Annotated in this window: 12 protein-coding genes and 1 pseudogene; 7 read left to right on the forward strand and 6 right to left on the reverse strand. The window is 57.1% G+C overall.

The window, feature by feature from the left end; genetic code table 11:
* The first annotated feature begins 60 nt into the window (after positions 1 to 60).
* Positions 61 to 252, forward strand: a complete 192-nt coding sequence (locus G6M89_RS13425; RefSeq protein ID WP_165162151.1) for a hypothetical protein — start codon at positions 61 to 63, stop codon at positions 250 to 252.
* A 47-nt stretch (positions 253 to 299) separates the two neighbouring features.
* A complete protein-coding gene (locus G6M89_RS13430) occupies positions 300 to 1961 on the forward strand; it encodes a TCP-1/cpn60 chaperonin family protein (RefSeq protein ID WP_165162343.1) in 1662 nt (553 codons plus the stop codon).
* Here G6M89_RS13430 and G6M89_RS13435 read toward each other — a convergent pair.
* Positions 1942 to 2625: a hypothetical protein gene (locus tag G6M89_RS13435; protein ID WP_165162344.1), complete on the reverse strand. Its 684-nt coding sequence runs from the start codon at positions 2623 to 2625 to the stop codon at positions 1942 to 1944. The two genes, G6M89_RS13430 and G6M89_RS13435, sit on opposite strands and share 20 nt — an antisense overlap.
* A 51-nt stretch (positions 2626 to 2676) precedes the next feature.
* Complete coding sequence (locus G6M89_RS13440) at positions 2677 to 3885, reverse strand: ABC transporter ATP-binding protein (RefSeq protein ID WP_165162345.1); 1209 nt, start codon at positions 3883 to 3885, stop codon at positions 2677 to 2679.
* A gap of 218 nt (positions 3886 to 4103) precedes the next feature.
* On the opposite strand from G6M89_RS13440, the gene G6M89_RS13445 reads away from it, so the two are divergent.
* The gene (locus G6M89_RS13445; protein WP_165162346.1) at positions 4104 to 5069 is read left to right on the forward strand and encodes a sugar phosphate isomerase/epimerase; all 966 of its coding nucleotides are present in this window, start codon (positions 4104 to 4106) and stop codon (positions 5067 to 5069) included.
* A 127-nt stretch (positions 5070 to 5196) separates the two neighbouring features.
* Positions 5197 to 6288, forward strand: coding sequence for a Gfo/Idh/MocA family protein (locus G6M89_RS13450; RefSeq protein ID WP_165162347.1), 1092 nt, complete (start codon positions 5197 to 5199; stop codon positions 6286 to 6288).
* Between the two features lie 429 nt (positions 6289 to 6717).
* On the opposite strand, the gene G6M89_RS13455 is transcribed toward G6M89_RS13450, so the two are convergent.
* Together G6M89_RS13455 and G6M89_RS13460 are read right to left on the reverse strand one after the other, a co-directional pair.
* Entirely contained in the window at positions 6718 to 7119 is a 402-nt protein-coding gene (locus G6M89_RS13455; protein ID WP_165162348.1) for a pyridoxamine 5'-phosphate oxidase family protein, read from the reverse strand.
* A 65-nt stretch (positions 7120 to 7184) separates the two neighbouring features.
* Positions 7185 to 7571: a hypothetical protein gene (locus G6M89_RS13460; protein WP_165162349.1), complete on the reverse strand. Its 387-nt coding sequence runs from the start codon at positions 7569 to 7571 to the stop codon at positions 7185 to 7187.
* Between the two features lie 1215 nt (positions 7572 to 8786).
* On the opposite strand from G6M89_RS13460, the gene G6M89_RS13465 reads away from it, so the two are divergent.
* Both G6M89_RS13465 and G6M89_RS13470 read left to right on the forward strand, forming a co-directional pair.
* Positions 8787 to 9248, forward strand: a complete 462-nt coding sequence (locus G6M89_RS13465) for a response regulator (protein WP_165162350.1) — start codon at positions 8787 to 8789, stop codon at positions 9246 to 9248.
* Positions 9245 to 10996 carry a bacterio-opsin activator domain-containing protein gene (locus tag G6M89_RS13470; RefSeq protein WP_165162351.1) on the forward strand — a complete coding sequence of 584 codons (1752 nt, stop codon included), beginning with the start codon at positions 9245 to 9247 and terminating at the stop codon, positions 10994 to 10996. The genes G6M89_RS13465 and G6M89_RS13470 overlap by 4 nt, the downstream gene beginning before the upstream one ends.
* A 348-nt stretch (positions 10997 to 11344) precedes the next feature.
* On the opposite strand, the gene G6M89_RS13475 is transcribed toward G6M89_RS13470, so the two are convergent.
* Positions 11345 to 13159, reverse strand: a complete 1815-nt coding sequence (locus G6M89_RS13475; protein WP_165162713.1) for a transposase — start codon at positions 13157 to 13159, stop codon at positions 11345 to 11347.
* A gap of 175 nt (positions 13160 to 13334) precedes the next feature.
* Positions 13335 to 13556, reverse strand: coding sequence for a hypothetical protein (locus G6M89_RS13480; RefSeq protein ID WP_165162352.1), 222 nt, complete (start codon positions 13554 to 13556; stop codon positions 13335 to 13337).
* Between the two features lie 518 nt (positions 13557 to 14074).
* Here G6M89_RS13480 and G6M89_RS22370 point away from each other — a divergent pair.
* Positions 14075 to 14185, forward strand: a pseudogene (locus G6M89_RS22370) (DUF4157 domain-containing protein); the annotation flags it as partial.
* Positions 14186 to 14210 lie beyond the last annotated feature (25 nt).

Genomic DNA, 14210 nt, shown 5'->3' on the forward strand with positions numbered 1-14210 from the left:
GGAAGAGGGGGTGTCGAAGGCAATCTTTTATTATGATTCGAACGAACCTATTGAACGATCATGGCGGTACGAAACCTTTCGTCGCAGACAACGAGCATAGCTGGGGGGCTGCTGGCCGGATTCATCGTCCTTGCAGCTATTGGTGTCTGGTTTATTTATCAACAGGCCTGGGGGCTCGTGTTCGAGCTTGCATACGTTCTTGGGTTATTAATCGTGTTTTTGATCGCAGCCGATCAGTTGCTCGTTCGATAATCGTCAGACGAAAGGACTTATGAGACAGATACGCCACCTCCAGAGAGATGCCGGAGCATAACGCGACGTCGATTGGCAGTTGGGAACGGCTACCCCCCGAGGAAACGAGACAGGGGATCAAAGCGGCTGCAGCCGAGATGGGTGGGCTGGTTCGGACCACACTGGGCCCAGTCGGCGTTGACAAGATGATTGTCCGCCGGATGGACGACGACCGACTCCGTACGTTCATCACCAACGACGGCGTTGCGATCATCGAAGAGTTCGAAGGCGAAACCGACCATCCGATCGCAAACCAGTTTATCCACCTCGCTGAGGCCCACGAAGACGAACTCGGCGATGGAACGACGACGATGACGCTGCTCGCTAGTGAACTCGCAACCGCCGGAATCGACCTCATAGAAGAGGGCGTCCCACCGGCTGCTGTCGTTGATGGCTTCTCGATTGGTGCCCAACGCACCCTCGAGGTCTGGGACGAAATTGGCATCCCAGTCGCCGATACACCCCAGCCAATGAGTCGCGGATCGTTTGATGAATCGAAACTCGAGCAGATCGCTCACTGCGGGATGACGAACGGCCGGCAGGGCGAGTGGCGACTTGAGGAACTATCGAGCGATGTCGTCGAAGCAGTGCTTCGCGCGTGGGAACCACAACGTGGAACGGTCCACCTCGGTTACGTCTCGATTGAGGCGATTCCCGGCGGAGACGCCGGCGCATCCGAGTTGATCCCCGGTACGCTCCACCCATACGAGCCGATGGCCGGCAACAAGCACTTACCTGTCGACGGTGGGGTTCTCGTCATCGAGGGCTCACTCGAGCCGCGTTCGATCCGAGCGAACGTCACGATCAGCGGCGACTACGACGGCTCGCTCGGTGGCCTCGGCGACGACGCCAGTACAATCGCAGACGCAGTCGCCCAGTCGAACGCCGACGCCGTGTTCGTTACTGGGGATGTGACCGCTGCGATCGGAACGGAACTCGCCACCCGTGGGATCGTCTGCTTCCGGAACGTCAAGGAATCCGACCTCGAGCGCCTCTCGCGGGTGACCGGCGCGACGATTCGCGGGCCAGTCACGCCGACGGCACCTGGGAGGCTCGACGACTGTGGACGCGGACAGGTCAGACTGCGCGACGCCGAGGGCGACAAAACCTGGCTTGAGGTTACGGCACCGGACGGCCTCGAGCCACGAAGTCTCGGATTCGTTGTCCGTGGTGGCACCGAAAGTACGGCAGCCGAGACCCGACGCCGGATCAAAGTTGGCCTCAACGCTGTTCGTGCAGCGGTCAAACGACCGGTTGCACTCCCCGGCGGCGGTGCAGCTGAACTCGAGGCTGCCCGTGCAGTCACTGATCTGGCACCGAAGTTCGACGGTCGCGAGCAGTTAGCGATTGAGCGATTCGGGGCGGTCCTCGAGTCACTGCCGCGGACGCTTGCGCGAAACGCGGCACACGATCCGATCGATGCGATGGCTGAGTTGCGTGCGCGCCATGACGCCGGGCACGGACGAGCCGGAATCGATGCGAACGGACGGCTCGTCAATGATGTCGTCGCCGAAAGTGATGCTCTCGATGCCCAACTCGTTCGAACGAGTTGTTTGACGCGCAGCGTCGAGTTTACGAATTCGCTGTTGACGATTGATGGTGTTGTGTTCAACACCGCGCCGCCGTTTGATCCCGACGAGGTGCCGACGCCTAGACGAGGAATGCGATAATCACGCCGGCAAGCGTGACCGGCAACACACTCGCAACACTTCGTTTTTCGTCGATTTCGTACAACTGCTGAACGATTGGCAACATGAGAAAGCCGGTGACGATCCACGCGCCAGCTTTCAGTATCTGGACGGCGTGCATCTGGGGGGTGTCGTGGACGTACGAGTACGCCGTCGTCGCAAACTCGGTAAACTCATCGCCGCTTTCAGTCGTCACTGCCGCACTCTCAGCGGGAGCGCTCACGGTCAGGATGATGACTGACCCGATGAGAAAGACCGGAGCGAAAATCGCTGTCAGATACCCACCGAACTTGAACGTATCGAGGGCTAGATCGTGTTTTGACGAGAAGAAACCGGCGATAACGCCGATTAGCCCGAAGTAGACGAACCACGAAAACATGACAACGAAGGTTCCAAAGAACAGACTGACGACGAACGCCAGCGGCCACCAGGCGAACACGTATCCCTCGGCAATGACAGTCGGATCGCTCAGATACTCGAAGACGCCTCGCGTGAGCGCGTGCAATGCGACCCCAAACAGCGCCGGAAGCCATCCGTACTGCCGGATAACACTGATCATGGCCGAGATGTCATCTGCATCTAACAGTTCGCGCCATGGTCGAACTATCGTCCAATCCGACGTGCTGGAACCCGCGCGCTGGCTCATACTCGCTCCTGCGCCCTATCAGCAAAAAAGATGGCGTTTACCGACTCCCAATTAGGCCGTTGGCGGCGCTTCCTGTTCTTCCTCGGCAACGTGTGCGATGTTTGCCCCGGTGTCCGCGTCAAAGAGGTGCGCCTGCTCGAGGCTAAGATCGAGGTACACCTCGTGTGCATCGGGCGAAATCGATTCGGGATCGATGAACGCCTTTCGCTCGTTCACTTCGCCTTCCGGTGAGGATTCGTCTTCCTCGAGTGCTGCAGCATCACTTGAGACCAGACTCTCGTCGTCCGTCTCAGCCTCGAGTGTGAAGTACAGCAGGTCGCGTGCACCGAGTGGTTCGATGATGTCGATGAAGGCGTTGACGTGGCCCTCGCCGCTGGTTCGGTTCACGTTGACGTGTTCGGGGCGGACACCGAGTTTGAGATTCGATGCACCGACGGTTTCGATCTGCTGTGCTCGCTCGGCGTCGATTGGGATGGTGACGTCACCGGTGAGTCGACCGCCGTTTTCGGTTGCTTCGTACTGCACATCGAAAATGTTCATCGACGGACTGCCGATGAACTGTGCGACGAACAGGTTGCGCGGGTCGTTGTAGACCTCACGCGGCGTGCCGACCTGCTGGAGTTCACCGTGGTTGAGAATCGCGATTCGATCGGACATCGTCATTGCCTCCTCTTGGTCGTGAGTGACGTAGATCGTCGTCGTATCGAGTTCTTGCTGGATGCGCTGTAGCTCCGTGCGCATGTGTTTCCGGAGTTTAGCGTCGAGGTTCGACAGCGGCTCGTCAAACAGGAACACTGCGGGTTCACGGACGATTGCGCGCCCGGTCGCGACACGCTGTTGTTGCCCGCCCGAAAGCTGTTTCGGACGATCGTCAAGCAGTTCCGGAATCCCCATCAGTGCTGCAGCCTCCTCAACGCGGTTGTAGATCTCGTCGTCTGGCAGATCGGTCGACCGTTTCAAGCCAAACGCCATGTTCTCGCGAACGCTGAGGTGTGGATACAGCGCGTAACTCTGGAACACCATTGCGATGTCGCGATGGCGAGGTGGGAGCATGTTGACTACCTCATCGCCGATCGCGATTGTTCCCCCCGAGATATCCTCGAGTCCCGCCACCATCCGGAGTAGTGTCGACTTCCCGGACCCACTCGGTCCGACCAGTGTGAGAAACTCACCGCTTCGAATTGTCAAATTGAAGTCCTCGACAGCGACAATCTCGCCACCGTACACCTTCGTCACGTTCTCGAAATCGATCGAACTCATTGGTACACACGTTCGAAAGCAAAAGATAATATTCTTTGGGGTGGGTTCTGATGGTAATCACCATGGAGAGGACTCGAGTATATTCCAGTATTCTAACTGCTCACGCAGAGAAAGCAGTCAACACGGTAGAAGAACAGCACACTTGAGGCGGCCACGACCTGCACAGATGTCGCTGTTGTATACACTTATGTGTCAGGACACCTCACCACATGGTACAGATGAACGTTGGTGTACTTACGGCGCCCCTGTATGATCAATCCGTAGAAGAAGCAATCGAGTACTTAGATAGCATCGACGTCGACGCCATCGAACTCGGCTGTGGTGGCTTCGTCGGCGATGAGCACCTGAGTACAGACGCGCTGGACGACGAAGAAACGCAGGCTGAACTGCTCGAGGCTGTCGACCAGTACGAGATGGAGATTAGCGCGCTGGCGACACACAACAACCCAATTCATCCGGATGACGAGCGAGCGGCCGAAGACGATCAGCAACTCCGAGATGCAATTGCACTCGCTGGCCAGCTTGGGGTCGATGCGGTCACCTGCTTTTCGGGTCTCCCCGGCGGAAGCCCGGATGACGAGACGCCAAACTGGATCACCGCCCCATGGCCACCGGAGCATCTGGAGGCACTCGAGTACCAGTGGGACGTTGCCATCGATTACTGGAGCGAGATTAACGACCACGCAGAAGAGCACGGCGTCGATGTCGGTATCGAGATGCACCCGAACATGCTGGTGTATGAACCTGAGGGCATGTTGAAACTCCGTGAAGAAGCCGGCGACCGTATCGGGGCGAACTTCGATCCGTCACACCTCTACTGGCAGGGAATCGACGTAACCGAAGCGATTCGCGTCCTCGGCGAAGACGATGCAATTCATCACTTCCACGCCAAAGATACCAAGGTCTACGACACCAACGCTCGAGTGAAAGGCGTACTCGATACGGCATCCTACACCGAGGAGGCCGACCGCTCGTGGCTGTTCCGCTCGATTGGCTACGGCCACGGCGAAGAACACTGGAAAGATGTCGTCTCGACGCTCCGAATGGTCGGCTACGACGGCGCGCTCTCGATTGAACACGAAGACTCGCTGACCAGCGGTCGAGAAGGTCTCGAGAAAGCAGTTGACGTCCTCTCTCGGGCCGTCTTCGAGACGGAACCTGGCGACGCGTACTGGGCCGAATAACACCATCAAGCAGCGATCGTTTTTTCGCAGTCACTGACTGACAGCAACCAGCACAGCGGTGTCGGTCGACTCCCTATTCAGAAGTCGGAATCTATTTGCGAATCGAAATAGGTGAGATAGTCAATCGATGACATACGACATTATTCAGGTTGGAACGGGTGGCCAAGGGGAACGCTGGTGCCGTGAGTATTTGCCACCAAACGTCGAGAACGGACTGCTCAACGTCGTTGCCGCAGTCGATACGGACGACTCAGCACTGGAAAATGCTAAAGACGGTCTCGGCCTAACCGACGAACAGTGTTACACGGACACAGAGACGGCCTTTCGAGAACAGGATGCCGACTGCTGTGCGATCGTTGTCCCACCGCAGTTTCACGAAGCGATTGTCGACCACGCACTCGCACACGACCTACACATCCTCTCGGAGAAGCCCATCGCAGACACGCTCGAGGCGGCCGTCCGAATCGCAAAAAAAGTCGACCGCGCGGGAAAGCGAATGGGCGTGACGATGAGTCATCGGTTCGACCAGGACAAAACAACACTGCGGCAGGAACTGCAATCCGGCGAGCACGGGCCGCTCGATTATCTGCAGCTTCGCTTTACCTGTAACTGCCGCTCGTACGGCAGTTGGGGTGCGTTCCGACACGATATCGAGGATACGCTCCTCATCGAAGGCGGCGTCCATCATCTCGATATTCTCGCTGATCTCGCAGGCGCGCGATGTGAGACGATCTACGCCCAGACGTGGCTCCCCGAGTGGGGTGAGTACGCCGGTGATGCACAGGCGCTCGTCAACATGACGTTCGAGAACGGTACCCGCGCCGTCTACGAAGGGGCGAAAACCAACGCCGTTGCCCTCAATGGCTGGGGCAACGAGTACATTCGTGCCGAATGCCGTGACTCGACACTCATCCTCGATGAACGAGCCCTCGAGCAGTACGCCTACGATCCCACTGCCGAACCGCAGTTAGGCAACGGCGTCGACGACGGTGCAGCCGAATCGATTCCACTCGCGACGGATGGGCCATGGGCGAACACCTGGCTCATCGAGCAGTTCGTTGAGTGGCTCGAGGGTGGCGATCCGATGGCAACAAACGTCCACGACAACCTCCAATCGATGGCACTCATCGAGGCCGCAATCAAGAGTAGCACCACTGGCGAACCCGTCGCAGTGCAAGAACTTCTCACAGAAACGAACCAACTTGTGTCGCTCGAGTGACTGGTCTGGAACGGTAATTCTATCATACAGCAGGTAAAATCATTGTGAACACTGGGTGAGAAAGAGTGGATCACCGTTCTTACGCAACGCCTCGGAGAAATGTTGGTAAGAGAAAATTACGAAATAACTATTATTGTACTCAACAATTCAGATAGAATGTAAGTGTGTTCTCAACAATTACGGCCATACATTCGTAAATACAGTGAACATAAATATGATGTTTTTTCACAATCAGTCGTTAGAATATGCGCATTGGTGCCGTTGTTCATGTAGCAAAGCTATTGGTAGACTAACCAGACAGAAATAATGACTCGTGCAGCGTTTTCATTACTTACACATCAGTATACATGCCTGGACACTAGCTGTGTCAGGGAAAACACCAGTGAGCATTGGACAACGCAATACAGCAGGAATACGATAGCCCGGTACTCAATCGGTGCGGGGTGCGAGAACCTCATCCGGTCGGATAGAGAGAATAACGCGTTCAGTCTCAATCGGGTTGTCGTACGCAGATCCCGTATACCGGTGGGCAAGTTCATCGATGTGCTCGCGTGCTCCGTCGGTTGTTATTTCCTCAACCTCGCCAAGCACCGAGAGGTACTCGTAGGGGTTCTCTGGATCGACCATGCTGAGCCCGACAGCGGGAGTAGCCTGTACGTTGCGTTCTTTCTGCCGACCGCGCTCTGTGTTGACCAGCAAGCGATCTGACTCGAGATCATAATCGATCCAGACGGGTGTTACATGTGGAACGCCATCTGGCGTAACCGTCCCGAAGTGAGCGAACGTTTCCTTTTCAAACAAGTCGTGAAGGGCAGCAGGGATTGATGCCATACGATGTATATCACGCTGAATCCCCTTCTGTGTACGGGTAGGTTCGGGTACCAAACTGCAGTCAGTTACAGATCGCGCAGACGAATTCCATTGTCAACTAACCGAACATTTCGCTCTCGCTCGAGATGGGGTGCCAGCTCATCATGTTCATACAGTTGCGCAATAACATCGGCGTACAGTGTTCGCCAGGTCAGTGCATACACCGGTGACTGGCCCCATGCTCGCAGTTCCGGAACGAGTTCATCGTACGTTTCGTATCGCGCTTCAAAGCGATCGATCGCCTCGAGAATGCGACCCGCTGCCTCGCGGTCGTCGTCTGCATCCGCAATCGCTTGATTGAGTCGGCGCTCCCAATCGGCGACCGCCGTCTGCATATCTGTCGCCGTAGCAGCCTCGTCATCAGGCAGTTGCTCGAGTAATGGTTCTGGGACGCCGAGTGAAATATCGTCCATATCAGCACGTAGCAGGGCCTGTGATAAGAAACCTGCTGGCAACGCGTTCCATCCGATCCACATCTATTTTGTATCGCACTATATCATTTATTGTCCGAGCTGGTAGCCAGTAGCTATGAACAGTCTCACAGCGGTTGCAACCGGCAAGAGAGAGAGCCGAACGCACCAGGTGATCAAAGAATTACATCCCCTCCACCAACGGCGGATTCGCTCGAATCAGAGTGACGTGGCGCTCACGTACCGTATTAGAATATCGGAGAAGAAGCCGACACACAGTCCACAAAGAAGTCATTGTGAAAGACGACACCATCAAAATCACAATCTAGTGGGCACAGAACGTTGGTCACCCCACAGAGCCGACGGCCTCACAGCTGTTTCACAGGATGAACCAAGGGAAACTCCGCCACTTGTCGGTTACTACACCCACGTGGGACCCATCACATTCCACCTCGCTGAACTGGCTATCAGTTATTGAGCGCCCGAGCAGTGATACTGTCGCTCGAGTGAATGCAGTGTGCGTCGCTCATGAGACCCGACGGGACGAGACAGGCATCATACAAATCACCGCAGAAACGACGTACGCGTAGCCGAACGCAAATTAATATGTGAAAGACAACGGTAAATAAGTGACTACACCTGCCCACGGGACAGTAAATAATAAATTAATATATAGAACGTAGCCATCGGGACAACGCTCTGAAGCAGCGGTGAGAAACAAACAGTAAATCACGTCTATGAAAAACACACTCAATACGCCCTGAAAGACTCGAAATAAGGAAAATCGAGCACCACATTTATAGCCGTCAGTCCAGTTGTAGATAGCAGTGAACATGGCCACCGCTGCGCCAGTGGCACGCTGTCGAATGTGCCCACCTCGAGCGCCCCGCGGTCAGCACTCCTCTCGGCTGAGAGGCGGTCGGCCGATTCGCAGACACGCGAGTCCTGTATCGAGTCGCGTGTACAAAGGAGGTGAGGGACAGTTTTTACAAGCAGCGCACGCTTGCTGTATTAGTCGCACGAACCGGAGACACACTATCGGGTACGGCGACGGGAGAGCAGGACGCCGACGCGCGAAATGGAGTGCTCTTGGTATGGACACACGGAATTCCCGAGTGACCAACCAGGTTGGTGGACAGCCACAGTGCCATAGACCGCCACAACCGGGGAGCGTGTGCGTGCAGACTGAACGGACGAACTTATACGAATGATACGATCATGACTGCAGGAGCCGGGAGTACGGATACCGCACAGATTCTCCTCGTTGAGGACAACCCCGGAGACGTTCGACTCACGAAAGAGGCGTTCAAACAGGGACGCATCGAAAACGACCTCCATGTCGTCTCTGACGGGACCGAAGCACTCGATTTTCTTGCACAGCAAAACGAGTACAGTGACGCACCGCGGCCGGATCTCATCTTGCTCGATCTCAACCTCCCGCGAACCGACGGTGAAGAGGTACTACTCGAACTGAAAGCTGATCCACAGCTTCGGTCGATTCCAGTTATCGTGCTCACGAGTTCGCGTGCGGAAGAAGACATTGCACGCTCCTACGAGTTGCACGCAAATGCCTACCTCACGAAACCCGTCGACCCAGACGAGTTTATCGAGACAGTCCGTGCGTTCGAGGAATTCTGGTTTTCCGTCGTACGGCTTCCACCAGAGGTCGAACAGCAATGAGTGAATCCGACGCATACACCCGATCCACCACAGACGAGCAGGCTGTAGACGAGGAAACCGGTGACGAAGAGACCAACCTCGAGAGAGAAAGCGACACAGCAGCCACTGAAACCTTGCGGATCCTCCTGATCGAGGATAATCCGGGCGATGCACGGCTGATCGAAGAGATGCTCAAAGACACCGAGGAACTTGCCCAGCGAGTCAGTGGTGACGGTGCCGTCACGGAAACCCCGTCAATCACCCATAAGGCACGACTTGAGGAGGGGCTGGCTGTCCTCTCGGAGACCGCCACCGATATCGTCTTGCTCGATCTGAACTTGCCCGATAGTACTGGACTCGAGACGCTCGAGTCTGTCCACGAGGAAAGTGAGGACGCACCCATTGTGGTGTTGACGGGACTCAGGGATCAACAGGTCGGCGTGCAAGCGATACAGCGCGGAGCACAGGACTTTCTGGTCAAAGATGAGGTGACGAGTGAGTTACTCATCAGGACGATCCATCACGCAATCGAACGCGCTCGCCAGGAACTCGAACGCCGACGCCAGCGCGAACAACTGGAGTCACTCAACCGCCTCAATCGAATCGCCCACGACATTACGCACGCAGTGATCACAACGGAAACCCGGGCAGAACTCGAACAGCGAGTCTGTGACCGCCTCGCAGAATCGGACGCCTATCGGTTCGCCTGGATCGGTGGCGTCAATCCCGGAAGCGACCAGGTCATGCCAAAAGCCGCGGCCGGTGTCGAAGATGGCTACCTCGAGACGGTCGATATCAGTGTTTCAGAGACTGATCCCTCGGGGCAGGGGCCATCTGGAATCGCACTCCGAACCGGTGAGGTGCAGGTCGCAAACAATATCCAGACGGATCCGACGTTCGAGCCATGGCGTAGTGCAGCCACAGATCGTGGCTACGAGTCGTCTGTTGCAGTCCCGATTGTCCACGAGGATCTCGTCTACGGCGTGTTGAACATTTACGGCGAGTCTGCAGCCGAGTTTGCCAGCCCCGAAACGACGATCCTCTCGCGGATCGGTGACACGATAGCACACGCGATTACAGCGATCGAACGCCGCGATGCGCTTGTCAGTGACGCCGTTATCGAACTCGAGTTCCGCGTCGAGCAGATGGCCGATGAACTGGTCGCGCTGTCGGCAGAAGAGTCCTGTACGATCGAACTCGAGCAACTCGTCCGCGGTGACGAGACACTGCTTGCCTATGGGTCTGCGACGGATGTCTCCAAAGACGTGTTCGAAGATGCAGTCGCTGACACTGACGGTATCGACGATGTTCGTTTCCTCGCAGCCAAGCGCGAAGCCTTTGAGTTCGAACTCGTCGCACCGGCTGCCGTCTCGCTGTTTGAGACGATTGCGACGCACGGTGGCCGGGTTGACTCGGCGACGATCAGCGACGGCGAGTTCCGTTTCGTTGTCGAACTCCCACGCGGTCGCGATACCCGCCAGATGATCGAACTCCTCAGAGAAGATCACTCAGACGTCACCTATCTCGCACAGCGGACAACCGAACGGAGCGAGTCTACGAACGGGAACTCGACGAGCGTTCTCGAGGATGATCTCACGGAAAAACAACGGGCTGCCCTCGAGACGGCGTACTTTGCGGGCTACTTTGATTGGCCACGCGAGAGCACGGGCGAGGAGATCGCCGAACGTCTCGGTATCGCGCCTGCAACTTTCAACCAGCATCTCCGAACGGCAGAGCGAAAATTCTTCGACGCGACGCTCGACGAATAACTGGTTTGGGCTGTTTTCGGCGATAATCGGTTCTCGAGTGACGACGATAGTAGCGGCGTGGCCCTTCTGGCGGTCGAATCCGATGGGTTAGCTCGAGTGCAGAGTATCGGTGACTGCGAGTATGGTAAACTTCATAGTGCGATACAAAATCACCAGCACTGATGTTGCGAAGATACCTCTATGATGCACAGGTTTCACGACTAAACAGGCTGAAAGAACTCTCCGAGAGCCGTTGAGAACGCACTTCTGAGAAACCTATCGGATAGCTCTCAGGAAACCACTGGAGAAACCGCGCTCAGGACAGCGCTGGCGCTCCCGAGCGAGGAGAGTCCAGCGGAAACGAGTGGGTTAGTCGGGTGGGTCGAGGCCGTAATTCTTCTTGGCGAACGTCAGGAACGAGTTCGCCGTGAGCGCCGGCCCGTCCCCCACTTCGCCATCCAGTTCGAGTTGGACGAGGATATCCACCAGCCGCCAGCAGTTGTATAGGACACAGGCGAACGCGAAATTGAAGTACCGGAACCGGTGGTCGGGCGACTGTGTCTCTGCGAGGAACGTCTTCAGCTTCTTGAACCCGTTTTCGATACCCCAGCGCCGCTTATACCGGACCATTACCCGCCCGATCTGGTGCTTCATCTCCCGTTCGTCAGCGGGATCGACGTCTACCCACGGCAGGTTCGTCTCGAAGGGTACCGTCGGCGCTTCGACTCGTGTCGGCTCGTCGATCTCCTCCTCGTCCGCTACTTCATCGAGAAGATTCCTCAACGGCGAGTCGCTATCACGATCCGCCGAGAGCGGTGTTGTATCGCCGATGTCCTCGAAGTCTTCGATGAGTTCCTGGCGAATCGTCACGTCCGTGCCGTCATCGGCCTCGTCTTCTCGTTCCCACTCGCGCTTCGGGAGGTAGACCGCCTTCCGCGTCGGTCCATCGTCGAGTCGCTCCTGCTCGACGACGTCGAAGTCTTTGTCCTCGCTGGCGAGCTTGGCAATCTGGTGTTCGTGGTCGCTGCTGGACCGCACCACACCCGGATTCAGGTAGTGGACACCGTGGTCCTCGCAGGCGTCTTTGACGCCATCATTGGCGAACTCGCGGTCCATCATCACGAGGTCTAAGCCGGGGACGATGTCGGTCGCACCGTCGAGGAGATCGTCCACGATGTCGGCCCGCTTTCGACCACGTTCGACCGGGATCGCATCGAGGATTAGCGGCACATCGTGGCCGACGAGTTTGATGACGGCCCACTGGAAGAACGGTCCGCTCTCGCCCTTGTACCCCAGAATCCACGGCTCCTTGTTCTTCCCGCTGCTGTCGCGCGTGACCTGGCCGCACCACGGGTTGCCCTTCGTGAGGTCCAGAGCCGTCATCTGCGTGCGCCCCATCGTGTCCGTCGATTTCGCCCGTGCAACCAGCGTCCGAGCACTCTCGCGGAGCATCGTCCGAATGCGCTCGACGCCGAGTTCTTTCGTCTGGAGTCGGTGGGAGTCGCCTGACGGTGTTCGATCCCGCGTGGAGTCTTCCGCGAACGACTGCGCACCGTCGTTCGGATGCATGTCGGTCCGCATTCCGAGGTAGGACTGCTGTTCCCAGAACGCGCCCTCGGGGATCGAAGCGTTGTCGCCGCGATCGAGGGAGAAGCAGTCCTCGACGATCGGTTTCGCGCCCTTCCAGACCTCACGCGCCTTTTCGCGTGCGAGCGTGTCTTTGCTCTTCGACCGCGTCACCGTCCCAGTCGGCTGATTCGGTAAGAACTCGGGTTCGGGGGCAGGGATGTCGTGGTAGCGGGCGATGTCCACGACTACCTCGGCAGCTGTATGGACGGCCTCTTGTACGTCGGCGAGGCGATCTTCCCACGCCCGCCAGAGAGTAGATTGGTCGGGGATGTCCTCGAAGCCCAGCTGCGTGCAGAGGAACGGCTTCTGCTTCAGGTACTTGTAGAGGGCCGTGGCGTTCTTCCAGCCCTTGACACAGCGGAGGACGTGGGCACGGAAAACGGCGTTCCAGGGCTTCGGACTGCCCTGTTCGTGGTCGTAGGTATCGTAGAAGCGCAGGTAGCAGGCTGGGATTTCCGAAACGAGGTCCTCCAGGGAGACGGAGCGGTCGTACCGGTGCTGTTGCTCGTACGGATAGCTTTTGAGAGCGCCATCGACCATCTCCCGGAACGTCATGTCGAAGGACCGCGCTTCGACAATTTCGCCAGTATCCGCGCCGTAGAGCCCTTCTACCTCGTAGTCTTTCGGCGTGGACTCGTATCCAGCGCTGTCGAGACGCATCGGTGGACCGATCCGCTTCCACCGTGACCCCGTTGGGGCCTGTCCCGCGCGTGCTGTCACTACTCAGGAATTACGCGGCTTCGTATATAAACCTCCAGAATATACCAGCAACCCAGCTCCCTTTTCTTGTACCGGGCTGAAAATATTGATGAGGGGGTTCGGGAACCGCTAAATCCCTTCTGCTTTCCAATGGTAAGTTATATAATTCCTTTCTGTATGTGTCTGTAATAGATGGGATTTCGCCGTCCTCGGAAATCCAAATCCGACTCAGGTACTTCATCATCTCGGTCATCAGTGTCTCCAACATCGAAGGCGTCAAAAACGGCTCGTCGATCCAACCGCAACGCCACCCGCACTACAACCGACTCACAGTCATCTGCTGCTCGGCGTAGCCGGTCTGCTGCTGAGACCGATACCGATCACGCGGATCGAATCTGGCTCTCAACCGATGACTGCGAAGCGTTACTTGGCCACTCGGTACCCACAGCCTCTCTCAGGCGAACGCTCGAGCAGGTAGTAAACACCGAAGGTCGTGAGACAGTCGAACAGTGGGCCGACGAAGGGATGCCAGTCGAAATAATGGGTGATTCCGAGAAGATGGCTACGTTCCGAACGCGGCAAGCGCAGTCTCCTGACGCAGTTCCGACTGATATCGAACGGCAGAACGAGCTGTCGAAACACCGAAACAGATACACTCACCTGGATGATGACCAGTCTGGAGAGACAGCCGTTCCCGACCCTGTTCGCCGAGTTCTCTCCACACCTGGCCAGTCGCTGGATACGGCGGTCCAGTCGGACTTGGCCGAACGTATGGGTGACCGCTTCGACGACGTCACGATTCATACCGGCCCGGAAGCAGCGAAAGCCTGCGAGTCGATCGACGCTCGAGCGTTCACCGTGGGCTCGCACGTCGTGTTCAATCACGGAGAGTTCGATCCGGACAGCG

The organism is Natronolimnobius sp. AArcel1 (assembly GCF_011043775.1).
Classification (GTDB): Archaea; Halobacteriota; Halobacteria; order Halobacteriales; family Natrialbaceae; genus Natronolimnobius.